Consider the following 25,334-nt stretch of genomic DNA (forward strand, 5'->3'; position numbering starts at 1 on the left):
AATCATAATTGACAAATGACCACTACAAATAAAACCATAGCCATCGTAGAAGATGAAGCCGACTTATTGAGCAACTACCGAGCCACGCTTGAAAACCATGGCTTTAAGACCATCGGTTTTTCAAATGATTCCGATGCATGGCAATTTTTTCAACAAAAATTACCCGATTTGGTAATCCTAGATGTGGGTTTAGGCCAAAACCCAGATGCCGGTTTTGAATTGTGTAGACAATTACGACACGCGTCACCTACCCTGCCTATTTTGATGCTCACTGCACGTGACGACGAATTCGATGTGGTTTCTGGTTTGCGGCTGGGGGCTGACGACTATTTGAGTAAAGACATTTCTATGCCGCAATTACTGGCCAGAATTGCCAGCCTTTTCAGACGGCAAAGCGCCATGTCACAGCCGGAACAGGCACAAATACAACACCATGATTTGGTGATGCTCACTGATAATTTACAAATATTTTGGCAGCAACAATTGGTTCAATTAACGGTCACTGAATTTTGGATGGTGTTGTGCCTTGCTCGTCACCCTGGACAGGTTAAAACCCGAGAACAGTTAATGCAGGATGCCAACATTTATGTTGATGACAGCACCATCACTTCCCACATCAAAAGGATTCGTAAAAAGTTTCAAAAAATTGACCCCAAATTTGATCAAATTGACACCGTTCATGGCATGGGCTATCGCTGGAAACCATGAAACTTCGTTGGCAGATAAGCATCATTGCCTTGCTTTCATTGAGCTTTCCTTTACTCGCTTGGTATGCTTTTAAACAATTGAACCAAACTTACCAAGAAGGCATGGTGGTCGCTGCCCAAAAACAAGCCGATGTCATCAAACAAAGTGTGGTGCAATATGCCAACAACAACCCAGCAGGCATTGAAGGATTGGTTTATGAACAGCTGACTTCTGGTGAGATAGATGGCAATGATGCAGAATGGCAAACCTTGGCTTGGCATGTGGTGGATTACAAACTGCGATTTAAGATAGCACAAATAAATGATCAATGGCGCATGCTGATTGAAGGCAAAGACAACAGCCCCCAAATGGCCACTGACAATAGCCTTGATCGCATTGTATTGGCACTGGCAGATCAGCACAGCATCAAAAAACTCACCATTGCTCGCCAAGCTGTAGGACAAGTATTTACGCCATCCGTATCCAGTGCTTTACAAGCTTATTGGCACGAAACTGCCGGCGGCTACCAAGTTGAAGTGGCGCTACCTGTTCAACAGCTCAGTCGAATCGGACTGGTTTTGATAGACCACAACCAAGCACTCACACCACTGACTCATGGCCACACACAGGGCCAGCAAATCACTTTGCACCCTTTGTTTGAAGCTTCAAGCAGCTGGCAAAGTTTTCTAGAAAGCATCAAACCGTCAGATGGTCAGGTCGTCATCAAAGACCATAAAAGCCGTTTGCTATACCAAACCACACCCGCCAAACAAACACTTAAAGACAGTGACTGGCTCAGTCAATTTCTTTATGAATTGGTATTTGATCAAGATGCCACCGATGAAAGTTTTTTTTATGGGCAACAAATCATCCATGAATTGCCTTTTGGAAAAATAGAAACCACCTTGGTACAAGCTGATGCTCAAATCGCCTTGATGCAAACTTTCCTGCGGGTGATGGGCATGCTTTTATTGGCCGCACTGTTGTTACTTGGCGGCTCATTTTTGTATGCGGCATTATTGGTGTGGCGAATTAAAAAGCTCAATCACAGCCTACAGAACGCCTTGGACGACCAAGGTCAAATCCACACCCATCTACCTGCCATCAACAGCAGTGACGAGATTGGTGACTTGTCTCGAGGGATGAGTCAACTACTGGGACGAATCAACGAATACACCGCTTATTTGAAACAACTCGGAGGACGCCTATCGCATGAGATGAAAACACCCATCAGCATTGTTCACACGTCGTTAGAAGTGCTGCACATGAAGCAGCCTGAAGATGAGTTTATTTCACGCGCTTTAAACGCCAACAACAGGTTAAAATTCATCCTCAACCAACTCAGTGCCTTAAGTAAATTAAAACAAATCATTGCTGAAACGGAGGTGGAAGTTTTTGAAATCAACGGTTTCCTAAAAGAATTAACAGAAGCCTATCGAATCAACCATCCAGTCATTCAGTTTGAATCCTATGAAGGTGAAATTCACATGAAGGCTTCTAAAGATTTATTGGCGCAAATGTTGGATAAATTAATTCAAAATGCATTAGATTATATTGGCCCTGATGATCATATTTTAATTCGAACGGCCAAAGACAATAAAACCAACAATTTTCTCTTAACCGTGACCAACAGCGGCTCTCAAATAGCGCCACAGCACTTGGGTCAACTGTTCGACTCTTTGACCTCTTTCAGAAAAGAAAAGTCAGAACAACCACATTTGGGTTTGGGCTTGTACATTGTGAAACTAATTTGTGACTTTCACCAGTCAGAAATTACTGCAATCAACCTTAACAAGCCCAAATCTGTTCAATTTCGCATCAAGGGCAAAATATCAAATTAATCGGCACAAAAGTCTGACACTTAAAACCCAGACCCCTATCACGACTTTTTACTCATCTGATCGGTCAATTGGGCGACTTGCAATTCCAACAGTTTCACTTCGCGAATCACGCGGTTGTGCCCCAACTCTGTCCAATACCACATTTTGCTTATTTGTGTGAATAATGCCAGTATGACAACCCCGATTCCCCATGCCAATAAAGGTTTGAATGCTTGTGCCAAATAAAACTGGTAAGCACAATAAACCATACCAACGGCAAACAATGTGCTAAAACAAATCACCAGAACATAGGTCCATTTCATTTTGCCACTGAAACCCGCTTTCATTTGCTTAAAAGGGTTGGCATCAATTTGGTCATTGTTTGACTTAAATGCATTGATTTCTTCATTCAATGCCTGTTTGATTTGTTGATCAATATTCATAGATTACTCCTGATTTAAAAAAATTTTAATGGCTTTACGCGCATCAAATAAGTGAGATTTAATTGTCCCTGCCGGCTTGTCAAGAATGGCAGCAATTTCAACAACCTTGAAACCCTCAAAATAAAACAAGTAAATAACTGAGCGCTGGACAGGTGATAATCGAGACATCGCTACCTTGACATCAAACACCTCACATAAAACAGGCTGGCTTGTCAAATCGGATTCTACAGGTTGCACCACCAGCTCATCAATTGGTGTGACCGCTTGCTGCTCATGCTTGTATTTACGCCAATAATCACAACAACGACTGTTAATCACCTTGTATAACCAACCATGAAAAGCTTTGGTATTTTTAATGCGCACAAATTGCTTTAAGAAGACCATAACCGCATCCTGTACACAATCTTCAGCCTCTACATTTTCATTCATTATCCGACGCGCATAATGCATCATTTTTTGCTGAACGATCGGCAACAATTTGTCTAAAGCCGATGAATCACCCTGTTGTGCCTGCAACAACAATAATTCAATAAATACTTTTTCAGTTTTCATACCATGAAAGACGCTAACAACATAAGAACGGTTGGAAAAAACACGAGCTATTGATAAAAAATACCACAATCAAAGTTTAGGATTGCTAAAATAACCGCAACTTTTACTCAGCGACAGTTAAGCACTTACATGACAAAACACTTACCCAACATCCTCACCATCCTTCGAGTTGCACTCATTCCGGTGATGATTTTGTTCTTTTACTTGCCCTTCGAATGGTCAAGGTACATGGCTTGCTGGGTATTTGTAGCTGCCAGCATAACCGACTTTTTAGACGGGTACTTTGCAAGAAAACACCAAACATTTTCAAAGTTTGGCGCCTTTCTTGACCCTGTAGCTGATAAATTAACGGTAACCACAGCCCTTATTATCTTATTACAAGATGACCCCAGTATTTTGATGATGATTGCCATTGCAGTCATCATAGGCCGTGAAATCACCATTTCAGCACTCCGTGAGTGGATGGCTGAATTAGGCGAACGCGCCACAGTCAACGTTGCCATGGTTGGAAAAATCAAAACCGTTTTTCAAATGACCGCCATAGGGTTTTTGTTGTACCAAAGCGATTTGTGGTTTATTCCGGTTTACCCCATCGGTCAAATTTTGCTCTATTTAGCAGCCGGCCTGACTTTATACAGCATGTATGTTTACATTAAGGCAGCCGTTCCTATGATGAAAGAAGAAAATATTTAAAAAAGTTTAAAAAGGTTGTTGACAAAAAAAGCTTTCAAGCTAAAATGTGCCACCTCAACGCGGGAATAGCTCAGTGGTAGAGCACAACCTTGCCAAGGTTGGGGTCGGGAGTTCGAACCTCCTTTCCCGCTCCAAATATTGAAGGGCTGATTTATCAGCCCTTTTTTGTGGTAAATCACAAAGTTTGGACTTGATTTAAATTCATATTAAAGAGAGAATGGTTCGCCCATAACTCTGGAAATAAGGCTGGATGGCAGAGTGGTGATGCAGCGGATTGCAAATCCGTGTACCCCGGTTCGATTCCGGGTTCAGCCTCCATTAACTCTAAAAAAGTTAATGAAAAATGCAGAACATGGATATATAATCTGCAACCTGAAATTGACACCGTCAAATTCAGAACAGTTTTTGATAGTTATCTTTTACAGTGAGGCTGTCAAGAACAAGGAAAGAGTCCGCGAATGCACGCATGTGCTTGAGCGGCGAAAGACGCAGTAATTGGCAGTCTCACGAAAAAAGAGACATCAAAAAAGCCCGGGTGGCGAAATTGGTAGACGCAGGGGACTTAAAATCCCCCGGTGGAAACACCGTGATGGTTCGATTCCATTCCCGGGCACCATTCTTTGGTTCCAACACACTTCAACAAGCATCAAAACCCCAACAAAACCACCGTATATCTAAGCCTTTGACCGCATAAGGTTTCATAAAGATTCTTTACAACTCACACAAAGTGATGGTACATTTGATGGTATATCGTAAATGTACCACCACAATGAAACTGAACATCAGCACCATCAACGCCCTCAAACATGAAAAGAAGCAATACAAAGTATTTGATGGTGGCGGCTTGTTTTTGTTGGTACATCCAAATGGCTCTAAATACTGGCGGCTTAATTATCGCTACCAAGGCAAACAAAAAACCATTGCTTTGGGCGTGTTTGGTAAAGGAGCTGACCACATCACTTTAGCCAAAGCCAGACAACTGGCACAAGAAGTTAAAAAGCTATTGGCCGAGGGCAAAGACCCATCAGAAGAAAAGAAAGAACAAACAGCCAAAACCAAAGGCACCAACTCTTTTGAAACCATCGCCAGACAATGGATAGACAGCAAATCAGAACAATGGACTGAACGCCACACCAAAGCCGTACTGAAAACCTTAGAGCAAAACATCTTTCCATACATCGGCACCGACCCAATCAACACCATCACATCACAAAAGCTTTTAGCCACACTCAGGCGCATAGAAAAACGCGGCTCACTGGAAATGCTCAAAAAAATACGGCAAAGGTGCAACGGCATATTTGTTTTTGCAAAAATAAGCGGCCTGATTGAAAGCAACCCAGCCGAGGGTATATCTCAGGTATTGAAAACCCACAAAGCCAACAACCACAGAAGCATCAATCTATCTGAATTACCCGAACTGGTAAACGCCATCAACACATTCACATTAGAACCCACCACAAAAACAGGCTTATTGATTGCCCTCTATACTTTCCAACGCACAAACGAAATACGCTTTGCCCAATGGCATGAGTTTGATTTTGAAGCGGGTAAATGGTCAATACCAGCGGCCAGAATGAAAATGAAGCGCGACCATGTGGTGCCGCTATCTAAACAGGCCATAGAAGCGTTAAAGTCATTACAGCCCATCACCGGGCACTACCCTTTTGTGTTTGCATCGACACATAAACCAAATACTCAGCCTTTCAGTGAGAACGCCATGCTGTTTGCCCTATATAGAATGGGCTTTAATGGCCGCCATACAGTGCATGGGTGCCGCCACTTGGCATCAACAACCCTTAATGAAATGGGCTTTGATAGCCGGTGGATAGAAAAACAATTGAGCCATGAAGACAAGAACACCATTCGCGGCACCTACAACAAAGCCGAGTACATGCCCGAACGCACCAAAATGATGCAACAATGGGCAGATTTTGTGGATCAAGCGGACGGTTCTAATATCGTGCCAATAGGACACAAGAAAACGAAACAATCAGCTGATTCAAATGCAAACACCACCATGTAAACCGTGCACAAATCTTATGTGGTGGCCGTTTGTTTCAATCATAAAATAGGAGTATTAAACATGACAAAATATTGTGTATTGTTTCTAAGAAACAAAACAGAACATCGAAGCCCTTGGTTCTCTACAATGTCAAATGCCAAACTTGCACTAAACATTATTAAAAACAAAGGTTTTGAAGCTGTTATATACATTGATTAAAATAAATAAGCAAAACAGCCATGCCATAGGTTAGCTACCGAACAGCGGACACTTTCACCGCCTTGGCATGGTTTATATTTGAAAGAGATCACGGGAAAGGGTGATGACAAGCGTTTTAGACGAGATAAATAAATTAGCCAATGGTTTAGGAAAAGAAAACCCTAATCTTGCCCATAAGTTTTCAGATGGGTTGTCATATATTGATTATTTCTTACAACAGGAACGTTCGGACTTTATTGATACACAAGGTCAAGCATTATCATATTACTTAACTAAATGCAGTATTCAAAATGTTAGCAAGATAGCAAAATCCTTTTCGAGAGTAAAAAATGTGAATTTAACTATATCACAAGCTTTATCACTGGCAGATAGCTGTCTTAAACTTGCTATTGGCATTTCTAAAACAACTACTACAAAATCAGATATAGAAGATGCACGAAAATCAGCAATTCAACTTGCAAGGTTTATAAAAATGAATTCTTTTCTTGAAGAAAAATACAGGGATGATGACCAACCATTTGAACTAGGTTCATATGTTAATGACCCATTTCAATTATATGAAAACATAAAAAGGTCTGGAGAAATCAAACCAATAAATTTAGCCCTTTACACAAAAGCGAATGTTATTAACAGGCATATAAATAACCTCCTACCACCACTTGATGAAATCTTGATTGAGCTAAGTGACAACCTGAAAAAAATGTCTCAAGTTGCACCAATCATAAAAAGACCAAATGGAAACAATTCAGACTTGCAATGTTTTTGCAGAATATTTAATGAACGCTTACGTTGGTACTCAGACAAACCTTACTACTCATTTATTTCTAAAATTGCAGCTGCAATCTTTAAAAACTCAGGAATAAGCATAAGCGCCGACTATGTTGATAAGATATGCCAAACTCAATACCACATCCCGGCCGAAGATGATTAACTACATTGGGGAGTGAACCCCTTGATTTAATTCGAGAACCTTACCTGAAGTTTAAAACCTTGGCACTTAAAATTAACTCCAATGAAATCAAATGGAGTATCTTAAATGCAAAAGCAGTTAAACACAGAAAGAGCATACAGCACCAAAGAACTGTGCTCTATTTTTCAAATTCACAAATCCACGGTGCGCCGATGGGTAATTGATGGAACCCTACCAGCACCAATCAAGTTGGGGCGCAGTACCCGATTCTTAAAATCTGAGATTGATCAGATTATCCAAGCAAAGAAAGATGAGCGAGTGATATGAACACACCACCGTTTATTTATTTTGTATCACGCAATAAAAAAGCCATCAACAGACCCGTTCAAAAGTTAGTTGAAAGCTTTGGAGTTGCACTTCTTAAAACCTTGATTAAAGGAGACATCTAAATGTCAAACAAAGAAAGCACTACTGGCGGCAATTCTACCAGTAATCCACCAAGCAATCCACCACCAACAGGCAAACAGGTTCGGCAGATGTGCAAAAGCCGTAAAAGCCAAAAGAAAGTCATACTTGAAACCGCCCAACGTGATGGTTCAATTAGTTCTGAACAAATGAAAGCAATGGGCTTTTATTCTGGAAATAAACGAATTTCTGAATTAAAAGAAGATGGGCATATATTCATCAAAACCCAAGACTGGAAACGGAATGGCTTGGCTACTTACCATTACCTTGGTCATAAAGGTGATGCCAATGAGTAATGTAATTAAACTAAAGCCAAACTGTACAACTCACGACTTGAATAACCCCGCTGACGGTGAATTGGTGCTGATTCCAAAAGGGTGGTATGAAGCCACCCTCACAAACTGGAAAACTGGTTACTTGTTTGGTGTACCTAAAGTGGTAATGATGTTCAGCATTACAGACATGGGCGAACATTTCGGCAAAGTGATACCTAAGTATTACAACGTGAAACGCTTACTTAATAAGCAAGGCATCAAAGGTAAGTTTGTGGCAAAGCCGCGTGGCGATTTACTCAAAGATTGGTATTCATTGTTTCCTGATTCACCAGTACTGAGAACAGACAAGATACCCATAACTAAAATGCAACGCGAACCGCTGATGGTTCAGGTTGATACTGTCAAAAAAGATTATCAACAAAAAGAGTATGCACCACAAATGCATTACTCAACCATTAGGAGTTTAAAAATCACATGAGTTACACGGCATCAGTTTTATCTTTAGTATTAGTTATAGCTAACCTATACCTAAAGCTACCCTATGCATCCTTGTTAAAAACAGGCTTAAAAACCAATGAGAGCAACGGTTTATCAAAAACTGTTACGTCCAAATAATTTAACCCAAATTTGACCAATGGAATAAATCATAGAAGGTCAGATGCTAACTATATAAATAGCTATGGCGGGGCATCACAACCCCGCTTCCATCCTTGACTTGAAAACAAACAAAGAAACATACATTGAGAAAAATATGACACCTACTGAGTTAAAAGACAAAGTATTTGATTACATGAACAACATTGATGACGTTTTGGATAATCAAAACACACTTGAATTATTAGCAATGACTAACAACCAGTTTTGGGTGCATATTAAAACTGCATTGGCACATGGCGTTGGATTGGGTGTTGATGCGCTTGAAAAATATTTACACCATGATGAATACAGAAGTTTAATTAAATTTACAATCAACTTTATTCGCGACCTATTTTGTGATCAAGTGATAGACAAGCACGGTTAAAAATAATCAAAACAGGAACGAAAATGGCAAGACCAACTAAATACAAACCAGAATTTGCAAAACAAGCATCACAGATATGTAAGCTCGGCGCAACCGATAAAGACCTGGCTGATATTTTTGGCGTTGATGAAAGAACAATCAACACATGGAAGCAAAAACATGATGAGTTTTTTCAGTCCTTAAAAAAGGGCAAGGATTATTTTGATTGCAAAGTAGAGACTGCACTTGCAGAACGGGCGATTGGCTTCAAACACCCAGAAGAAAAAATATTTCTTAATGGTGGTGAAGTTATAAGGATTGAAACAACAAAACACTATCCGCCAGATGTAACAGCTTGTATCTATTGGCTGAATAACAGAAAATCAAAGGAGTGGGCAAGTAGAAAGGCTGTTGAAGCTGAAATAACAGTTGATAAGCTACCTGAAGGCACTGGTGTTTTAATGACGCCTGACGTGCTTAGTATTGATGACTGGACTAAACTATCAAAAGAAGCCAATCAAAACCTAACCAAAAAAGAAAAAAAATTCATGGCTCCTTAATTAAAAAATAAGTGTTATTCATACATCCAACTATTTTCTTCAAAAAAATCATTAAAATATTCAGGCCAATTGTGCTAAAAATAAAAGTCCTAAAAATATATGATGGTACATTTGAGGGTACAATTTTTACATTGAATTATATTTCTATAATAATCAAAGGGTTAAAAAGCTGTTAGATTCCATTCCCGGCACCATTCTTTGGTTCCAACACACTTAATACAGCCTTATTAGCTCAATAAAGTTCCCACTTAAAATTGATTCATCCGAATACAGTTGATACACTCTTGTTATTCGACACACCCAGCTCAAATGAACCCATACCAAGCCAAACTCGAATCCATTCAATCCAGACGCCTGACCATGAGTCAACGCACCACCGCTTTTATCAAATCAGCAGCTTGGCTGTGTTTTGCTTTTGCAGTGATACCTGCATTACTTGGCATGACTTGGCGAGGGGTTGAAGTTGGCTATGGTATTGATACGGGGAACAATATTTGGGCAGAACCTTTGGTTTATGTGTTTTGCTTATTGAACAGCCTGGCTCTGTTGTATCTGTTTTTCAATGCCTTGATTCAAAGCAAAAAATTGCTGACAAGATGCCTCAGCGGCATCCAAGAATAAGGCTGTATTAGTTTCAATAAATCCCTTCAACACCTTCAGGCTGATTTTTAAAACGCCGATGAACCCACAAGTACTGTTCTGGATATTGTCTTATTTTTTCTTCAAACAGTTGGTTCATCTCGGTCAATGCTTGGCTGTAATCCGAAGAACCCATGCTCGGCAACTCTGGACAAATTTCAACCACCCATTGGGCAGGGCCTGTTCTGAAACAAAACCAGGGTACTGCTTTGATGTTGGCACTTTGGGTTAGTTTGGCCGGCGCTGTGGCAGTGGCTGCAGGCCGCTCAAAAAAAGAAATAAATTCACACTGGTATGAAAAATTTTGGTCGGGTGCATAATACACACCATGCCCTGATTTAATGGATTTGAGTAAAGTGCGCACATCCTTTTTATCAATCAATTGATCAACAAATTTTTTCCTTGCTACCACAAAATGCGCTTCTAATTGCGTGTTGTTATTGGCTCGTGCCATCATGTGGCCAACGGGTAAATTTGCGGCCTTTAAAGCATGATTAAGGCCACGTATACCCCATTCTATTGATGTGGTGTGACAACTCAATAGCAGACAACCCTTACCTTCAGCCAACATTTGTTTCAGCCGACCCAAACCTTTGATTTCAAAGCGATTGGCCACATATTTTTCCGGCGCCCACAAAGCTGACATCATTTCAAAAACACCTTGACCTGTGGCCACCATATTGGCTTTTAACAATTCAGTTTGCTCAGCAGCATCCAGAGTAGAGAAGCAGTGTTTAATATTGGCATGCGCTATTTTTTTTCGTTTATTAGGTATCCAATACAACAGGCGTCCCATGGTTCGCCCAACACGCATCTGAAGCGACAATGGAAGCTGGCAAAGCCTTTTGGCCAGCATCACCCAAAAGTCAGTCTTTCTTTTTTTGAAGCTCATACAATTTGGCGTATTTTAAATAGGCATAATAACTGTTCAAAGTGGCTTTGATGAGGCCGGCAAAGCCATTAAAGATTTGTCGCCTGACAAAGTACTGTCTGAAAAAGTAAAACACAGGATAAAAAATCAACCTCACCCCACTACAACGAGTACCATTCTGAAATTTTTGTTCTGCCGCCAATGCTGAATATTGATTTATTTTATCAAGCTTCAATTGAATTGATGTTTCACTAAAGTGTTTAAATGGCGCATAAAGTCGTTTAGTTTTACCTTCCACTTGAATAGATTCATGAACCAAGTCCTGACTCATATAAGCATGTTTTTTATTAAACAACCTGACGAATTCATTTCTTTTGACCCAAGGATGAGACCAATGCCAAAACACCCATTCAATTCTGGGCAAAGCAAAAGCATGCGCTTTGGGTATAGACTGCCGCCATGTTTTAATTTTTTTTATCGCTTTGGGCGTTAAACACTCATCATCATCCAACAACAGCACCCAATCATGAGAAGCCAAGTCTATCACGGCTTGCTTTTGTTTCGCAAAACCTTGAAACTCAACTTGTTGAAACTGCACCTTATTGGCAAATGTTTCTTTAAACTCGTTAATGAAATCCAAAGTTTTATCTTCACTGAACGAGTCTAAAATAATGATTTCATCTGCCCATGCCAGGCTCTGCAAACATTTTTTAATGGTTTGTTCTGAATTAAAGCTGGTGACAACTGCCGATATTTTAATCATCTTTCACCGCCACAAAAAACAACACCAAAACCCACCAAAGACACATTGACCAAAATGAAGAAAAGATAGAATACAAAGACACCACCGGCAAAAAAGCCGCAACCAAGGCCACAGCTGGCGCCCACAAACACTGGTTTGATTTATGCTTGATCATGATTTGAATAAGGATAAAGGCCATGGCAGAAAAAAGCAACAAACCAAACACACCTGTTTCTGCCATCACTTCCAATAACCAATGGTGAGCATGCAACCCTTGGGTATTTTGAGCCAGCCAGACATCATTGCTAGCTGCATAATCGGGGTAAGCTTTGCGAAATGCCCTAGGTCCTACGCCATTCAAAGGGTGTGCTTTAATCATTTCCCAGGCCGTCTGCCATATAGGTAACCTATCAGCCAATGCAAAATCCAGACCTGCACTGTCACCTTGAAAGACTGCTGCGCTGCGCTCCAGTCTTTGTTTAAAATCTGGTGAAACTTTCCATAATAATAAAGTAGCCACCATGAGAAACAACATTGACTTAACCATCAACACCAATCGACGACCTTTAACTTGAGTCCACCAAAAAGCCAACATAACAAAAGCTGCCATCAACCAAGCAGAACGTGTTCCACTTAATACAATGACCAACAGCAACACAGCCACAACCAACCACCGTAACCACGGAGATTTTTGTTTTAAATACATCAAAGCAAAAGGCAAAAATAACGCCAAAACCGGCCCCAACTTAACATTCATTCCAAAAACACCAGACAATCGGCCAGGGTATGATTGAATGCCGAACAGATCATGGCCTAATAGGTATTGCACCAAGGCATCTACTGACCAAAATGTCATCAATACCGTGATTGACATCAGTAATGTTGAATGTATTTTATACTTGCTTTCAGAGCAGAACAGCAAAACAGCCAAACCGGCAAAATAAAATCGTAATGACCCCCATGTCACCAACCAGGACTTATCAGGCCAATATGAATCTATTGATGCAACAAACATCAACAAAAAATACAAAGCATAGACTGAACTGAATAGTTTTACGGTATGGTTTGAAGACAATTCATGCCGACCTTTGATTGCATGAATTAAGCCGAAAACAGACAACAATAACACCGGCAACTCATACAGGCGTCCAAACGGCAATAAAACAGGAACCAAAAACAACAAAAAACATACCGTTTTTATACCCCAGTCTGTATCGACTGATTTGCGCTTGATTTCACTGGGCATGTTCATTTTTTGCTTAACAACCTTTTGTAGACTGTTAGGGTTTGTTCAAACTGCTCCGTGTTACTAAATAAATCATGAGGAGACACCTTTGGTGGATCCTGAATAAATAAATTGATTTTTTCAGACAACTCTGACCAGTCATTAACAGAAACCAAACCTTGCGGAAACAGTTCAGACATCACTTCTGAAACACCCCCATGATTAAAAGCAATGACAGGACAGCCAATACTTAAAGCTTCCAATACTGTTCTACCAAAACTTTCGGGTTTTTTATTGACCGACAAAACCACATCTGTCCATGCATAAAGTTGCTTCATGTCTCTTTCTATACCTAGCCACATCACACGTTCGGACAATCCAGCATTTAATAAAGCATCATAGAATTTTCGACTGAACTTGCTCTCTTCGGGGTAGGCATTAAGCATCAACCTAAAATTTGTATCCGCTGAGGCCAACCAAGGAATTAATCCCATTCCTCCTTTTATTTCACTGAACCTACCTGGTAAGAGCACTTTCTTTAGGGTCATTTGTTCTGGGAATTGTTGTGCCTTTTGGGCTAACCAATCTTTACTTGATTGAAACCCATAAGGAAACTCTTTGTGTTCTATCCCACGATAGATTACCACAGGTGGCGTTTTCAAATGATGGCTAAAGTGTTTTGTTAAATAGGCACTTGCCGTTTTAGATACAGCTATTACCGCATCTCCTTTGGACATCACACTGGCGTATGGAGACACTGTATGCAATCCATGAAGGGTGGTGACAAAGGCAGGTTTATGCGCCATTTTTTTTATCGCCAAATAGCTCAACCAAGCAGGCAAACGTGAACGGGCATGAACAACATCTATTTTTAACTCAATAAATAATCTTCTTAAATGCTTCACCAAAAGCAAAGACTTTAAAGATTTTTTACCAACAGGCAATGTGATGTGTTTGATTCCATTAAGTTTCAAGCATTTTTCGCCATGACCACCACCGGATATCACAAAAGGTATATGCCCCATTTGCTTCAAAGCAATAGCCCAGTCGAGCGTTCCACGCTCCACACCACCTACATGCAAAGCAGGCAATATTTGTAACACCCGAATGGGTTGCTGCAACATGGTTTAGTCGGCTTTCAGTACATATTTGGCACCGCAATATTCACAAACGGCTTCGCCAGTTTTTTCAATTGGAAGGTAAACTTTTGGATGAGAATTCCAGGTTATCATCTCAGGTCCCGGACACGAAACAGGCAAGTCAGATTTACTGACATAGTATGTTTTTTCACTGTTGGCTGGTTTGTTAGTCATATCATTCTCGCAAATACGTTTTTCTACCGGCTTTGCAAAACACAAAGTGGCACTTATAATGGGATGGTCATTATAAACGGTGAACACCTTTGAATAAAGTAAATCTGTGCTGGGTCATTTCGGACGGTCGTAAAGGCCATGAAATTCAAAGCAAAAGTGTGGCCGATATTTCTGCTCACCACACCATGATATTCACTTTTCAAAGCACCTGGATTCAAAAGTTATTGGCGCCCAATAAGATTGGGCACAGAATACAACAAACCAATTGGCTTAATGGCTCTCCCAACTTCAATCAGCCCCCAGATCTGGTAATCAGCTGTGGCCGTCAAGCCGCCGCCGCCGCGGGTAAAGTCAAACAACAAACTGGTTGTAAACACATTCATGTTTTGAACCCCAAAGGCAAGTTGTCAGATTATGATTTGCTGTTATTGCCCAAACATGATGGCTTAGTAGGAGATAACATATGTTGCTTTACAGGCAGTATTCACAACATCCGACCACAATCACTACAAGCAAACCATAGCCAATCAACAGCCGTTATTTTAGGCAATCCAGAAAAAAGCTATTGGAAAAAACAATGGATTAAAGACTGGGATAAAATCAAAAAAAGACATACTAACATTATCATTTGTGGCTCTCCTCGATTAAGTCATCAGGCCAAATGTATCATCAGACAAAGCACTCAAATGGATTCGCCCGATATTTGGCTAGACCAAACTGATGGAGACAATCCATATTCAAAATTGTTAGTCAACTCAGGTATGTTTTATGTCACATCTGACAGCATCAACATGGTGAATGAATGCCTAGCCACAGGCCAAACCCTTCATTTACTTGCATCCAAATACATTCACTCAACCAGACATCAAGCATTTATTCAATCGGTTCAATCGCACTTTTCAAAAGGGCAATTAAATACCAAAGAGCCTTGGCCAGACCCGATTAAAGAAATCATCCATTGTGATAAGTTTCAAAATTTATTAAAGTCCCCATCTTCATTTAAGAGTGGATAAGGCTTGTTTAAACGGCGACATAATCTAGCAATCTTAGGCCAACTCCATTCAAATAATAACCGCTCATAATCTGCATCTGACAACGCACGAGTATCATACAAACCCGCCTTCAGACGCTGCTCTTGGGCTTGATGCAATATCACTGCACAAGCCACTGAAACATTCAAAGATTCCACCATACCCATCATGGGAATCGTCACATGTTGATCAACTGCATCAGCTGCTTTTTTTGATAAGCCGCGTAATTCCGAGCCCATAACAATAGCTGTTGGTTTGGTGTAATCTATGGTGCGAAAATCTACTGCCTTTTCAGACCAATGTGCCGCTAAAACTTGCTTTCCTTCAGATTTGAGATGTTCAATGCCTTTTTCAACTGTTTCATGCTTGTGTGTATAGACATATTTTTGTGCACCTTTGGCCGTAATTGAAAAAGGTTTATAACCACCTTCAACAGGAACCAAATGGGCTTCAAAAACACCTATGGCATCACAGGTTCGAATGATGGCATTGAAATTATGCGGCTTATGCACACCATCCATTAACACAGTTAAGTCCATTTGACGTTGTGACAATACCTGCTGTAAATTTTTAAATCTTTCTGGAGTCATTTCGTTCTCAAAAAAAAAGCAGCCCTTAGGCTGCTCTCTGTAAGTTTAGCATTTTTTTTAAGGCGTTGGCGCTACTTTTATTTTAGCTTCTATAAATTCAACTCCACTAAAGGATTGATTTTGACCTCCTGATTGAATGGTATTAACTTTGGTGAAAACAGCTGTCATTAAATACAGGTTTTTTCCTACCACTGAACTTGGATGAATTACCAAATTATTTGTTGTTACAATTTTATAGCCAGGTTGTAGCCAAATATTGGCATATTTTCCCCTTTCATTCAGGTCTACAGGACACGAGCCAACCAAATCTTCTTGGTCATCATATATCTCACAAAAAGTTCCATTATGATTGGCATAAACATCCAATAATTCTGATGAAGGCCAAAAATCAATATAATCCAGCTCTAAAACCATACCTGTAGTATTGACATACTCAGTACCTACAGTGAATAAAGTATTCACCGGTCTTGATTCTTGAATTCCAGTAAAAGAAAAGTGGTTGGAATATTCTTGCTCCCAATCATTTCCTTCGAATGCAGATTCATGTATCACATCATGGAGTGTTGAAGCCAAACAAAGGGACTTATTCAAGTTTTCAGACTGCATTGAGATTTTTCCACCAGCAATATCATAATCAATAGACTGTAATAAACCAACCAAACCTGAAGTGGCCGAATCTTTATTTGGAGAATTGACTGCTACAGTTAACTGAGAAGCAGTAGCAGAACCCTCTATCTGGTTACAGATCATTGGATACTTTGTTGTCACCTGTACTTGATGACCAAGGATGTCATAATCGATATTTTCAGAAATAGGCATCGGCGTATTTCCCAAAGTAGCTTCATCAAGCTTTAATAACAGTTCTGCATTTACAGGCATACATGATGCACTGACAGCAGAAAGTATAAACAATTGTTTTATTTTCTTAATCATGTGGATTATATTTTTTAACATTTCGCAATTCGCATTTTACTGTTTTTTGATTTTTAGGTGTTAAATCATTGTTATAAACTGCTATAAATTTACTCAATTTTGACTATTTTTCCATATTTCTCATTTACACATACTCTTCTTGTTGTATCATGATTTCCTTTGACAAACTAAACCAGGGTATGAAATACATTTTTACAATAGTTGCTTTTATATTTTCAAACAGCTCAACTGCCGCAGATCGAACTTTAGATTTATCAACAATGTCTGACTCAGACAAAAACAAAACAGGGCTTTATAAACTGTCTGAAAGTGAAATTAAATCACTACAACAGTGGTTAAGTACCCAACATAAAACCATTCAAAAAGAAGAAAGACAGTCCAACGCAGGATTTGAGCTAAAAGAACAATCCAAACGGGAAACAATAGTTGCCACTTTAGAAAAATTCTATAAAGACCCACTCGGAAATACTTTTTATAAATTGACCAATGGTCAAGTATGGAAACAAATTCAAAGTGGACGCATGAACCTCAAAAACGACGGAACACAAAACATCACCATAGAACCTATGATGATGGGCTCTTGGTTGTTAAAAGGTGATGGCAATCGAGGCGTAAAAGTTAAACGTATCAGGTAAATTAACTACTTTTTTGCATTAATCAAATGGCACTTGCATATCGCTTGTGCCATTTTTTTAGCTTTTTCAGCTTGGCTAATGTCATCAAAAAGTATAAACAGCGTTGAACCCGTCCCACTCAAATATACTTTGTAATCAACACTGGCACCATCATACACTTTTTTGATTTTAGGATAGTTTGATAACACAACCGGCAAACAATCATTAATCCATGATGATTCATTCAAAACGAGCTTTTCAGAAACTGCCAACTGATTTCTTTTTAGCTTGCTGTCTTTGAATACATCACCAGTTGTCACTGTACAATCAGGAAACAGCAGCAATACATGCTTTACTGGCAAATCAATTGGTGACAAATTTTCACCAACGCCTGTTGCCAAGGCATCATGTGCAAACACAAAGAAGGGAACGTCGGCCCCTAATTTTAATGCCATTGCCATCAATTCCTCTTGACTTAACTGACAGCCCCAATGTGCATTTAAAATGGTCAGCGTAGTAGCCGCATTAGAACTGCCCCCACCCAAACCTCCACCTTGTGGAATGCTTTTTTTAACATCAATGGCCACATTAAAAGGGGTTTGAATAAACGGCCTGAGTAACTCACTTGCTTGATAGATTAAATTATTTTCAAGTAATAAATTTTTGAACCCTGTTATAGATACTTTTGAGTCACCATCCAAATCATTGAATGTGAAGATCATCTGATCTCCCCAGTCTAATAATTTGAATACAGTTTGTAGTTCATGATAGCCATCACCCCTTTGATTTAATACACGCAGCATTAAATTGATTTTGGCCGGGCTAATTGTTGTTATGGATTCCATTAAAGTCAGTCTAACAACCAAGTTTTCACAGCTATTTTTACTGAATAGGGTTCATTAAGCAGGTAGATTTTGTGTGGCAGCATAAAGCCATTAACTTTTTTGATTTTTTTCCACTCAACCTTCCAACCTTGCTTATAAAACACAAGTGAATCTCCACTTTTAGTCTGCTTATTTACAACGTCCAAACCTTTAATGCTTTGTTTTAAAGCAATCCAAGGAACCTCCCAGCCGAGTTGTTCTTTTAACAGTTTTCCCATGTTACTGCCTGACCATGATTGTCCTTTATTGTTCTGAATCAATCCAAGCCGCTCATCCAAATCCCAACTACCCTGTCCTAAGGGTGCAGTGAATTTTGCTATGATATTGCCATCCACTTCTTTCCACTTTATTCTTCCACTGCCACCCTCATTTCCATCAGAAAAAGACATCTTACCCGACATTTGCCAGTTTTGACTTGAAATGGGGTTAACTTGGAAAGTCGTAGGTTTAGTGTTTTGTTTATGACAAGCAGACAACAACAGCAATAGCAGTAACCAAATAGTCTGGCGCATGAATTACAGGTTATGTTTGAATTTGATATAAGGGACGGTACCAGTAAACTGGTCTAAAATAGAGTCACCTGAGTTTTCATTTATACTTTTTCTGGCACCAAATGAAATACTTCCCTCTTTGGTAAAGTGCCAATCTACAGTGATATCCATTGTAGACTGTTCCAGTAAATCATTAGAAGATCTACTGTAAAAGTCAGAATTAACTGTGGCTCCAAATTGGTTATAGCGAACACCAAAACCTAGGCTGGTTGTATTCAAATCATCTTGATAAAGCCCAAGTGCATCACCATCAATCTGCCCCTTACCCATATCAAAACCCAATCGCCATTGAGAGCCTATTTTAACCACAGAACTGACACCAAATTGATAGCCAGTCAGGTCATTGTCACTGGTTTTATTTCTCAATTCGGCCCCTGTTGCACCTGAAAAAATAGAAAATGGTTGATCACCATCAACTAAGTTCAACCTAACAGATAGCAGGTCTGAAAATTTCATACCCATAACTATTTCATCACCAAAAACAGTGTCTTGGTTAAAATGAACAGAGTAACCTTTATTTTGGGAGTTCAGAAAGTTGTATGTATTTTGGTTGAAACCTTGCTGTGTATTAGGAATGGCAAAGAATTGATTGTTTTGGCTAAATGATTTGTTACTTTCTATCAAATTGAAAGGTTTGTATCCTTTGCTCACACTTTGTTGTGCTGTCGCTACAGTAGACAACATCAAAATAAATGCCATGATAGAAAAGCTTTTAACCACTTCAATCCCCAATAACCGTTTAGATGCCTTTTGACATGTACCAAAAGAAAAAGTTTCGTATATCTTAATGCTAACAAATGATTTTTTAAATAACAAGAAAAATCAGCAAGATATCGCGCTTTTATAAAATTTAATTCAAGAATGTGACCCAGCGCACAATCAACTGAGTCACAAAAAGCTGAATTTTACCCTTTGGGCTGTGTTAAATACCAATATTCTTTGGCTTTTTTCATTGCCAATCCCATGATACTTTCATCTGGATATTCTCCTCCAATCAGAACACCCGCTTCTTTTTCCATCAAAACTTCCATGGCTTCTGAGATATAAGACACTGCATGAATTGAAAATTGGTTCGCACGACAAGCGTCTTGTACATCTGACCTAAGCATCAATTCTTTTGCATTTGAGGCAGGAATAATGACGCCTTGTTTGCCAGTCAACCCTCTTTGTGAACAGGTGTCAAAAAAGCCTTCTATTTTTTCATTAACACCGCCGATGGCTTGCAATCGGCCATGTTGATCAATCGCTCCAGTCATGGCAAATCCCTGGTTAATTGGCAGTCCAGTTAATGCTGAAATTAAACAACAAAACTCTGCACCAGAGGCTGAATCTCCATCAATACCTCCATAACTTTGTTCAAATGCGATAGATGCGGAGAAAGTCAATGGGTGTTCTACCGGCATCAAATGACGTAACAGCCCTCCTAAAATGTGAAATCCTTTTGTGTGTATTGACCCTGATTTACCAGACATCCCCTCAATGTCTATTACACCTGCTCGGCCTGGACCAATTGAAGTGGTAATTCGTGAAGGAAACCCGTACACGATTGGCCCTGCATGAATGACCGCCAAACCATTGATCTGTCCTACCACGCCGCCTTCCGTTTCTAAATTTATCGTGCCGTTTTGTAAGTTTTCCTGGAATTTCCTTGCAGGCAATCCTGCCCGTTTTTTTGTCCTTTTAACAGCTGTTGATACATGGTCTGCGCTCACCTCTTCATTTCCCAATTGAGATGCGACAAACGCGCCTTCACGTGCTAAATCAGCTATTCTTGAAAACTTAGCAGTGAGTTTGCCTCCTTGAGAACACACCCTGGCTCCATGTTCTATTAATTTTGCTACCGCAGTATTTTTAAATGGCAACAACCCATCTTCCTTGATAATTTTTGCTATTACACCGGCGTAGTGTTTATAGCCTATTTCATTACGAGGAATAACAGAATCAAAGTCTGACAATACTTTGAATAATTCTGGAAAATCTGGATCTTGATTGTCTAAACCATAATAAACACCTGAATCACCGAGCAATATAACCCTAAATTCCACAGGAATTGGATCAGGTTTGAGTGCTGGCTGCCCGGGCCAATTCATATCCGCTGGCACTATCTCTAAATACCGGCTCTTTAATGTTCTAATCAATGTTCTCCACGCCCCTGGCTCTGTTAATAAATCACGAGCATCAAGGACTATAAACCCACCATCTGCAGCCAATAACGAACCGCTTCTGATACTCATGTGGTCTGCCATAACCGGTCCATTTTCAGCCCATTTACTTTCAATTGTACCTAATAAGTTTTGTAACGAAGGTACTCTCTCTACTAAAACTGGTGCTTTTCCGTCATTACATTGATGCAAAAGAACGTTGACAGCATAGCGCTCAAAAGGGTCATAATTCTTTTGCCTTCTGTAAAAAAATGCATCTATGACATCTTCCTCTATATCCACTAAAAACTCTATAGCGGCGGGTTCAGAGTACTTTCTCTTCAGTCCTTTAGTTTGCCTTTTAATTTCATCACGGGTGTGTGATTCCATTAAGTTACTGATTTCCAGCATTCCCTGTTCTCTGACTTGGTTAACTTTCCTACCAAATTCATCTAATTTTTTGCTGTATTGATGTTGTGTTTCCATCAATTTCTTTTGAGTATCTTCATCAACCTTTCCATCAGAAATCAGTTGCTGCCATGAATTTGGATCAATAACTTTGCCATCAATTATTGGTGCAATAATGGTTTGTTCACCTTGTTGCGTTTTAACATTAAGCATCGCCATTTCATTTTCAGCTAATTCTTTTTCAAAAGGTTTTGCTAAGGTATCAAGTTGCTTCTGTAATTGTTCTTCAGCATTATTTTTTTGTTTTAATAACGCTTCTGAATCCATTGTTTTCTTTAAATCATCATTGATAAAAGCACACAATTGATCAATTGATTTTCTAAATTTCACACCCTCTCCGGCTGCGAGCGAAATTAATCTGGGTCTGTCTGGCTGTTCAAAATTTGCCACATAACAATGTTCTTTTTTATTGTTTAACTTAGGTTTCACATCTCTTAAAATTTTTGAAACCATGCTCATCCTGCCAGTTCCTGACAGTCCCCTCACAAATACATTTTGTCCATATGCATCACAATCTATAGCAAACTGTAATGATTCTAATGCATCGTCTTGACCAACCACTTCAGTCACAGGCTCTACTTCAGTAGTATTGTTAAAATTTAGTACATCTGGATCACACAACCAGCGAACATCTTGCCATTTTAATTTAGTTTTATCTGTCATCATTTAATACTTGTTTATATTCAATTGTCATATTAAACGATATTACTTGCATGGCTTAAGCTTTTTCTCTAAAGTTTATTTTTTTTAACAATCTTGCCCTCATGAACAATTGGATAGTCATAAAATTTGGTGGGACTTCAGTCTCGGGTTCTGATCAATGGCAACAAATATTATCGATCATAGACAAACACCATAAGTCTGGTTACAAGGTCATGCTTGTTCATTCAGCTTTCAGTGGATTGACCAATGCATTAGAACTGTTGTTAACAGGTGATGAAAAGCAAATGTCATTCATACATAATCGCGTATTTGACATGGCTAATTTATTTTCTATCAACCATGAAATTGTTAATCAAGCATTAAACAAATTAAATACTTTAACCGCGCATAAGAACATAAATCCTCATCAAGAAGCTGGAATTTTGTCATGGGGTGAATGGGTTACTCATGAAATTTGTGTTGAATACTTAAAAAGATCTATCAATATCAATTCTTTTGACCCTACTCAAGTGCTGATTGCGAGCACAACAGATAAAAGGAATAAAAGAAGCCAAGTGCTGTCCGCAAAATGTGATGTTACTCATAATCAATCATTAAATGAACAACTGTCTCAAAATCTTTATATGATGCCTGGTTTTGTTGCCAAAGACAGCGATGGCAATTCAGTGGTGCTTGGCAGAGGTGGCTCTGATACGTCTGCAGCTTATATTGCATCTTTATTAAATGCCCATAAGTTAGAAATTTGGACCGACGTTCATGGCATTTTCAGCGCAAACCCAAGGGCCAACCCCAATGCCAGATTATTACTTCACTTGGCATACCAAGAAGCAAGAGAAATCGCTGCCAGTGGTGGTGCAGTACTTCACCCCAGGTGTATATTGCCACTTGAACAAGGAAACATTCCATTACACATAAAAAACACGCAATCTCCAAATTCACCTGGTACAGTTTTATCACATGACTACCAAGCTACCAAACCCATGGTCTATGCCATTAACACCCGTCACCAAGTGACCTTGGTTTCATTAGAATCTATAAATATGTGGCATCAAGCGGGATTTTTGGGAGATATGTTTAATATTTTCAAATCACTGGGACTCTCTGTTGACTTAATATCAACGTCTCAAACCAATGTAACACTTTCATTAGATAAGGCAGATAACAGCATTGATGATGAAATTTTGCAGCAATTGTCAACACGATTAAAGCAAATGGGCACAGTTGAAGTTATAAAAAATTGTTCAGCAGTAACATTAGTAGGCTATAGAATCCGTGCTATGGCAGATAAAATAGCACCTGTAATTTCCACATTTGCAGATCAGCGAATATACATTACCACCCAATCATCTAATGACTTAAACCAAACATTTGTTGTCGATGAAGATCAAGCTGACAAGCTCGGCCGTGCCTTACATGAAGTTCTTATACCTAAAGATGATACAGTGGCAAACTTTGGTCCCAGCTGGCAACAACTACAGCAACAAAAAGACAAGCAAGCTCCTCCAATTATCCCTTGGTGGCATACTGCATCTGACAAATTATTGACCATTGCCTCAAATCAATCACCTTGCTATGTTTATGATTTAGAAACTATAACCACTCAAGTAAACAAGCTACAATCATTAACAGCTGTTGACAAAATTCATTATGCTTGTAAAGCCAATAGTCACCCTGAAATCCTTCAACATATACATGATTTAGGCGTTTCAATGGAAACCGTTTCTCCACAAGAAATCGAACGCGTTACTGCATGTTGCGGCGAATCTACAAAGGAAAACATATTATTCACGCCAAATTTCGCTCCAAAACAAGAATATATAGATGCCATCGATCAAGGTATTTTAGTCACTATTGATAACCCCTATATTCTCTATCAATGGGCAGAAATTTTTGCTGACCAAGAAGTCATGTTGCGGCTTGACCCTGGTCATGGTAGCGGACACCATCGCTATGTGAGAACAGCAGGTGAACAATCGAAATTTGGCATTCCAGCCAATGAATTAGATGCCATATCTGTACAATGTAAAAAACACAACATCAAAGTCAAAGGCTTGCATGCCCATTCTGGTAGTGGCATTTTAGACCACGAAAATTGGAAACGAATAGTCGATTACTTGGGGTCTTGCTTACCTTTATTTCCAACCGCAACTGTTCTCAACATTGGTGGCGGTTTAGGTATTAAAGAAAACCCAGGTGATACAGGGTTAGATTTCGAAGCTTTCAATAAGATTTTAGAGGATTTCAAATCTCAACATCCCAATATAAATATCTGGATAGAGCCTGGTCGTTTTATTGTTGCTCATTCAGGTGTTTTATTGGCCAAAGTAACACAAACTAAATGGAAAGGGCAACAAGGTTACATTGGCCTTGATACAGGGATGAATTCTTTGATCAGACCCGCATTGTATGGCGCTTGGCATAACATAGCCAACTTATCAAAACTATCAAAACGTGCAGAATACACAGCCAATATTGTTGGCCCCATGTGTGAAACTGGAGATATTTTAGGGATAGATAGAAAAATGCCTAAAACAGAGGAAGGCGATGTTATTTTAATCGCTAATACAGGAGCTTACGGTTCCAGTATGTCTTCTAATTACAACCTCAGGGCTCCGGCAAAAAACATCATACTGTAAATCAAGTTTAACAAAAAATACCCATGCCATTCATGGGTATTTTTTTGCCTGTTTATTTTAGAAAGTTTAAGCAAAATAAAAAACAACTGATGTTGAGGCTTTTTCATAAAAACATCCTGAAAATATCCCGATTTGCCGGAATCGATGACGTGCTTATCTAATTCATCTGCGCAGAAGATACCTGATGGTGAGCTTGCGAACCTAAGTTAGGCCAAAGGGCCGTAACGCGGTTAAATGACCAGCGTAAGTATAATATATATTTTTTTCAGGCAAAAAAAAGCCCCAACATATGTTGAGGCTTTTTTAGTATAAGATCCTGGCGATGTCCTACTCTCACATGGGAACTCCCACACTACCATCGGCGATGCTACATTTCACTTCTGAGTTCGAGATGGGTTCAGGTGGTT

At 39.4% G+C, this 25,334-nt stretch carries 28 protein-coding genes, 3 tRNA genes and 1 rRNA gene; 18 read left to right on the top strand and 14 right to left on the bottom strand.

From position 1 onward, the window contains the following. The first annotated feature begins 15 nt into the window (after window positions 1–15). Window positions 16–708, top strand: coding sequence for a response regulator (locus FET73_RS13910; protein ID WP_154224585.1), 693 nt, complete (start codon window positions 16–18; stop codon window positions 706–708). Next, window positions 705–2,528 (top strand): ATP-binding protein, encoded by a 1,824-nt coding sequence (locus FET73_RS13915; protein ID WP_154224586.1) that lies wholly within the window; start codon window positions 705–707, stop codon window positions 2,526–2,528. The genes FET73_RS13910 and FET73_RS13915 overlap by 4 nt, the downstream gene beginning before the upstream one ends. Before the next feature lie 38 nt (window positions 2,529–2,566). On the opposite strand, the gene FET73_RS13920 is transcribed toward FET73_RS13915, so the two are convergent. Further along, a complete protein-coding gene (locus tag FET73_RS13920) occupies window positions 2,567–2,950 on the bottom strand; it encodes a DUF6768 family protein (RefSeq protein ID WP_154224587.1) in 384 nt (127 codons plus the stop codon). Between the two features lie 3 nt (window positions 2,951–2,953). Continuing rightward, window positions 2,954–3,502, bottom strand: a complete 549-nt coding sequence (locus tag FET73_RS13925; protein WP_154224588.1) for an RNA polymerase sigma factor — start codon at window positions 3,500–3,502, stop codon at window positions 2,954–2,956. Window positions 3,503–3,631: 129 nt separating this feature from the next. Here FET73_RS13925 and pgsA point away from each other — a divergent pair, with 129 nt between their 5' ends. The 13 genes from pgsA to FET73_RS13985 all read left to right on the top strand — a co-directional run bounded on the left by pgsA (window position 3,632) and on the right by FET73_RS13985 (window position 10,247). Then, window positions 3,632–4,195, top strand: a complete 564-nt coding sequence (gene pgsA / locus FET73_RS13930; RefSeq protein ID WP_154224589.1) for a CDP-diacylglycerol--glycerol-3-phosphate 3-phosphatidyltransferase — start codon at window positions 3,632–3,634, stop codon at window positions 4,193–4,195. A gap of 59 nt (window positions 4,196–4,254) precedes the next feature. Further along, window positions 4,255–4,329, top strand: a tRNA-Gly gene (locus tag FET73_RS13935). A 110-nt stretch (window positions 4,330–4,439) separates the two neighbouring features. Further along, window positions 4,440–4,513 (top strand) — tRNA-Cys (locus FET73_RS13940). A gap of 211 nt (window positions 4,514–4,724) precedes the next feature. After that, a tRNA-Leu gene (locus FET73_RS13945) sits at window positions 4,725–4,811 on the top strand. Between the two features lie 126 nt (window positions 4,812–4,937). Next, window positions 4,938–6,218 carry a tyrosine-type recombinase/integrase gene (locus FET73_RS13950; RefSeq protein ID WP_179952306.1) on the top strand — a complete coding sequence of 427 codons (1,281 nt, stop codon included), beginning with the start codon at window positions 4,938–4,940 and terminating at the stop codon, window positions 6,216–6,218. A 301-nt stretch (window positions 6,219–6,519) separates the two neighbouring features. Beyond that, entirely contained in the window at window positions 6,520–7,347 is an 828-nt protein-coding gene (locus tag FET73_RS13955; RefSeq protein ID WP_154224591.1) for a hypothetical protein, read from the top strand. Between the two features lie 105 nt (window positions 7,348–7,452). Next, window positions 7,453–7,653: a helix-turn-helix transcriptional regulator gene (locus FET73_RS13960; protein WP_154224592.1), complete on the top strand. Its 201-nt coding sequence runs from the start codon at window positions 7,453–7,455 to the stop codon at window positions 7,651–7,653. Then, window positions 7,650–7,775: a hypothetical protein gene (locus FET73_RS15415; RefSeq protein WP_281347670.1), complete on the top strand. Its 126-nt coding sequence runs from the start codon at window positions 7,650–7,652 to the stop codon at window positions 7,773–7,775. Before FET73_RS13960 ends, FET73_RS15415 begins: the two co-directional genes overlap by 4 nt. Continuing rightward, window positions 7,776–8,087: a helix-turn-helix domain-containing protein gene (locus FET73_RS13965; RefSeq protein ID WP_154224593.1), complete on the top strand. Its 312-nt coding sequence runs from the start codon at window positions 7,776–7,778 to the stop codon at window positions 8,085–8,087. Beyond that, a complete protein-coding gene (locus tag FET73_RS13970) occupies window positions 8,080–8,544 on the top strand; it encodes a hypothetical protein (RefSeq protein WP_154224594.1) in 465 nt (154 codons plus the stop codon). The genes FET73_RS13965 and FET73_RS13970 overlap by 8 nt, the downstream gene beginning before the upstream one ends. Before the next feature lie 273 nt (window positions 8,545–8,817). Further along, window positions 8,818–9,087 carry a hypothetical protein gene (locus FET73_RS13975; protein ID WP_154224595.1) on the top strand — a complete coding sequence of 90 codons (270 nt, stop codon included), beginning with the start codon at window positions 8,818–8,820 and terminating at the stop codon, window positions 9,085–9,087. 23 nt (window positions 9,088–9,110) lie between these two features. Next, entirely contained in the window at window positions 9,111–9,626 is a 516-nt protein-coding gene (locus FET73_RS13980; protein ID WP_154224596.1) for a helix-turn-helix domain-containing protein, read from the top strand. A 309-nt stretch (window positions 9,627–9,935) separates the two neighbouring features. Continuing rightward, the gene (locus FET73_RS13985) at window positions 9,936–10,247 is read left to right on the top strand and encodes a hypothetical protein (RefSeq protein ID WP_154224597.1); all 312 of its coding nucleotides are present in this window, start codon (window positions 9,936–9,938) and stop codon (window positions 10,245–10,247) included. A gap of 13 nt (window positions 10,248–10,260) precedes the next feature. On the opposite strand, the gene FET73_RS13990 is transcribed toward FET73_RS13985, so the two are convergent. From FET73_RS13990 to FET73_RS14010, 5 genes are read right to left on the bottom strand one after another with little or no spacing between them, the layout of a single operon-like run. Beyond that, window positions 10,261–11,157 (bottom strand): lysophospholipid acyltransferase family protein, encoded by an 897-nt coding sequence (locus tag FET73_RS13990; protein ID WP_154224598.1) that lies wholly within the window; start codon window positions 11,155–11,157, stop codon window positions 10,261–10,263. After that, a complete protein-coding gene (locus tag FET73_RS13995; RefSeq protein ID WP_154224599.1) occupies window positions 11,132–11,899 on the bottom strand; it encodes a glycosyltransferase family 2 protein in 768 nt (255 codons plus the stop codon). Before FET73_RS13995 ends, FET73_RS13990 begins: the two co-directional genes overlap by 26 nt. Beyond that, on the bottom strand, window positions 11,892–13,130 hold the full coding sequence (locus FET73_RS14000) for an O-antigen ligase family protein (protein ID WP_154224600.1): 1,239 nt from the start codon (window positions 13,128–13,130) through the stop codon (window positions 11,892–11,894). Before FET73_RS14000 ends, FET73_RS13995 begins: the two co-directional genes overlap by 8 nt. Next, a complete protein-coding gene (locus FET73_RS14005; RefSeq protein WP_154224601.1) occupies window positions 13,127–14,227 on the bottom strand; it encodes a glycosyltransferase in 1,101 nt (366 codons plus the stop codon). The genes FET73_RS14000 and FET73_RS14005 overlap by 4 nt, the downstream gene beginning before the upstream one ends. Window positions 14,228–14,230: 3 nt before the next feature. Continuing rightward, window positions 14,231–14,416 carry a zinc-finger domain-containing protein gene (locus tag FET73_RS14010; RefSeq protein WP_154224602.1) on the bottom strand — a complete coding sequence of 62 codons (186 nt, stop codon included), beginning with the start codon at window positions 14,414–14,416 and terminating at the stop codon, window positions 14,231–14,233. Between the two features lie 89 nt (window positions 14,417–14,505). Between FET73_RS14010 and FET73_RS14015 the strand changes: the two genes are divergently transcribed. Further along, window positions 14,506–15,429 carry an ELM1/GtrOC1 family putative glycosyltransferase gene (locus FET73_RS14015; RefSeq protein WP_154224603.1) on the top strand — a complete coding sequence of 308 codons (924 nt, stop codon included), beginning with the start codon at window positions 14,506–14,508 and terminating at the stop codon, window positions 15,427–15,429. Here FET73_RS14015 and trmH read toward each other — a convergent pair. Together trmH and FET73_RS14025 are read right to left on the bottom strand one after the other, a co-directional pair. Further along, window positions 15,387–16,037: a tRNA (guanosine(18)-2'-O)-methyltransferase TrmH gene (gene trmH / locus FET73_RS14020; protein WP_154224604.1), complete on the bottom strand. Its 651-nt coding sequence runs from the start codon at window positions 16,035–16,037 to the stop codon at window positions 15,387–15,389. The two genes, FET73_RS14015 and trmH, sit on opposite strands and share 43 nt — an antisense overlap. Window positions 16,038–16,094: 57 nt before the next feature. Continuing rightward, window positions 16,095–16,970, bottom strand: a complete 876-nt coding sequence (locus FET73_RS14025) for a hypothetical protein (protein WP_154224605.1) — start codon at window positions 16,968–16,970, stop codon at window positions 16,095–16,097. Window positions 16,971–17,149: 179 nt separating this feature from the next. On the opposite strand from FET73_RS14025, the gene FET73_RS14030 reads away from it, so the two are divergent. Further along, window positions 17,150–17,605 carry a hypothetical protein gene (locus tag FET73_RS14030; protein ID WP_154224606.1) on the top strand — a complete coding sequence of 152 codons (456 nt, stop codon included), beginning with the start codon at window positions 17,150–17,152 and terminating at the stop codon, window positions 17,603–17,605. Window positions 17,606–17,610: 5 nt separating this feature from the next. Here FET73_RS14030 and ispE read toward each other — a convergent pair whose 3' ends face one another. The 4 genes from ispE to FET73_RS14050 all read right to left on the bottom strand — a co-directional run bounded on the left by ispE (window position 17,611) and on the right by FET73_RS14050 (window position 22,291). Continuing rightward, window positions 17,611–18,429, bottom strand: a complete 819-nt coding sequence (ispE, locus tag FET73_RS14035) for a 4-(cytidine 5'-diphospho)-2-C-methyl-D-erythritol kinase (protein ID WP_154224607.1) — start codon at window positions 18,427–18,429, stop codon at window positions 17,611–17,613. Between the two features lie 5 nt (window positions 18,430–18,434). Continuing rightward, window positions 18,435–18,980: an outer membrane lipoprotein LolB gene (locus FET73_RS14040; protein WP_154224608.1), complete on the bottom strand. Its 546-nt coding sequence runs from the start codon at window positions 18,978–18,980 to the stop codon at window positions 18,435–18,437. Between the two features lie 3 nt (window positions 18,981–18,983). After that, window positions 18,984–19,739, bottom strand: a complete 756-nt coding sequence (locus FET73_RS14045) for a hypothetical protein (RefSeq protein ID WP_154224609.1) — start codon at window positions 19,737–19,739, stop codon at window positions 18,984–18,986. Window positions 19,740–19,924: 185 nt separating this feature from the next. Continuing rightward, the gene (locus tag FET73_RS14050) at window positions 19,925–22,291 is read right to left on the bottom strand and encodes a Lon protease family protein (protein WP_179952308.1); all 2,367 of its coding nucleotides are present in this window, start codon (window positions 22,289–22,291) and stop codon (window positions 19,925–19,927) included. 101 nt (window positions 22,292–22,392) lie between these two features. Between FET73_RS14050 and FET73_RS14055 the strand changes: the two genes are divergently transcribed. After that, window positions 22,393–24,927 (top strand): bifunctional aspartate kinase/diaminopimelate decarboxylase, encoded by a 2,535-nt coding sequence (locus FET73_RS14055; RefSeq protein WP_154224611.1) that lies wholly within the window; start codon window positions 22,393–22,395, stop codon window positions 24,925–24,927. Between the two features lie 314 nt (window positions 24,928–25,241). Here FET73_RS14055 and rrf read toward each other — a convergent pair. Continuing rightward, window positions 25,242–25,334 (bottom strand): 5S ribosomal RNA (gene rrf / locus FET73_RS14060); the annotation flags it as partial.

The organism is Marinicella rhabdoformis (assembly GCF_009671245.1).
Classification (GTDB): domain Bacteria; phylum Pseudomonadota; class Gammaproteobacteria; order Xanthomonadales; family Marinicellaceae; genus Marinicella; species Marinicella rhabdoformis.

Bases quoted from the DNA above. Each gene is read 5' to 3' on its own strand.
- FET73_RS13910 (WP_154224585.1), top strand. From the start codon at position 16: ATGACCACTACAAATAAAACCATAGCCATCGTAGAAGATGAAGCCGAC.
- FET73_RS13915 (WP_154224586.1), top strand. From the start codon at position 705: ATGAAACTTCGTTGGCAGATAAGCATCATTGCCTTGCTTTCATTGAGC.
- FET73_RS13920 (WP_154224587.1), bottom strand. From the start codon at position 2,950: ATGAATATTGATCAACAAATCAAACAGGCATTGAATGAAGAAATCAAT.
- FET73_RS13925 (WP_154224588.1), bottom strand. From the start codon at position 3,502: ATGAAAACTGAAAAAGTATTTATTGAATTATTGTTGTTGCAGGCACAA.
- pgsA (WP_154224589.1), top strand. From the start codon at position 3,632: ATGACAAAACACTTACCCAACATCCTCACCATCCTTCGAGTTGCACTC.
- FET73_RS13950 (WP_179952306.1), top strand. From the start codon at position 4,938: ATGGTATATCGTAAATGTACCACCACAATGAAACTGAACATCAGCACC.
- FET73_RS13955 (WP_154224591.1), top strand. From the start codon at position 6,520: ATGACAAGCGTTTTAGACGAGATAAATAAATTAGCCAATGGTTTAGGA.
- FET73_RS13960 (WP_154224592.1), top strand. From the start codon at position 7,453: ATGCAAAAGCAGTTAAACACAGAAAGAGCATACAGCACCAAAGAACTG.
- FET73_RS15415 (WP_281347670.1), top strand. From the start codon at position 7,650: ATGAACACACCACCGTTTATTTATTTTGTATCACGCAATAAAAAAGCC.
- FET73_RS13965 (WP_154224593.1), top strand. From the start codon at position 7,776: ATGTCAAACAAAGAAAGCACTACTGGCGGCAATTCTACCAGTAATCCA.
- FET73_RS13970 (WP_154224594.1), top strand. From the start codon at position 8,080: ATGAGTAATGTAATTAAACTAAAGCCAAACTGTACAACTCACGACTTG.
- FET73_RS13975 (WP_154224595.1), top strand. From the start codon at position 8,818: ATGACACCTACTGAGTTAAAAGACAAAGTATTTGATTACATGAACAAC.
- FET73_RS13980 (WP_154224596.1), top strand. From the start codon at position 9,111: ATGGCAAGACCAACTAAATACAAACCAGAATTTGCAAAACAAGCATCA.
- FET73_RS13985 (WP_154224597.1), top strand. From the start codon at position 9,936: ATGAACCCATACCAAGCCAAACTCGAATCCATTCAATCCAGACGCCTG.
- FET73_RS13990 (WP_154224598.1), bottom strand. From the start codon at position 11,157: ATGAGCTTCAAAAAAAGAAAGACTGACTTTTGGGTGATGCTGGCCAAA.
- FET73_RS13995 (WP_154224599.1), bottom strand. From the start codon at position 11,899: ATGATTAAAATATCGGCAGTTGTCACCAGCTTTAATTCAGAACAAACC.
- FET73_RS14000 (WP_154224600.1), bottom strand. From the start codon at position 13,130: ATGAACATGCCCAGTGAAATCAAGCGCAAATCAGTCGATACAGACTGG.
- FET73_RS14005 (WP_154224601.1), bottom strand. From the start codon at position 14,227: ATGTTGCAGCAACCCATTCGGGTGTTACAAATATTGCCTGCTTTGCAT.
- FET73_RS14010 (WP_154224602.1), bottom strand. From the start codon at position 14,416: ATGACTAACAAACCAGCCAACAGTGAAAAAACATACTATGTCAGTAAA.
- trmH (WP_154224604.1), bottom strand. From the start codon at position 16,037: ATGACTCCAGAAAGATTTAAAAATTTACAGCAGGTATTGTCACAACGT.
- FET73_RS14025 (WP_154224605.1), bottom strand. From the start codon at position 16,970: ATGATTAAGAAAATAAAACAATTGTTTATACTTTCTGCTGTCAGTGCA.
- FET73_RS14030 (WP_154224606.1), top strand. From the start codon at position 17,150: ATGAAATACATTTTTACAATAGTTGCTTTTATATTTTCAAACAGCTCA.
- ispE (WP_154224607.1), bottom strand. From the start codon at position 18,429: ATGGAATCCATAACAACAATTAGCCCGGCCAAAATCAATTTAATGCTG.
- FET73_RS14040 (WP_154224608.1), bottom strand. From the start codon at position 18,980: ATGCGCCAGACTATTTGGTTACTGCTATTGCTGTTGTTGTCTGCTTGT.
- FET73_RS14050 (WP_179952308.1), bottom strand. From the start codon at position 22,291: ATGACAGATAAAACTAAATTAAAATGGCAAGATGTTCGCTGGTTGTGT.
- FET73_RS14055 (WP_154224611.1), top strand. From the start codon at position 22,393: ATGAACAATTGGATAGTCATAAAATTTGGTGGGACTTCAGTCTCGGGT.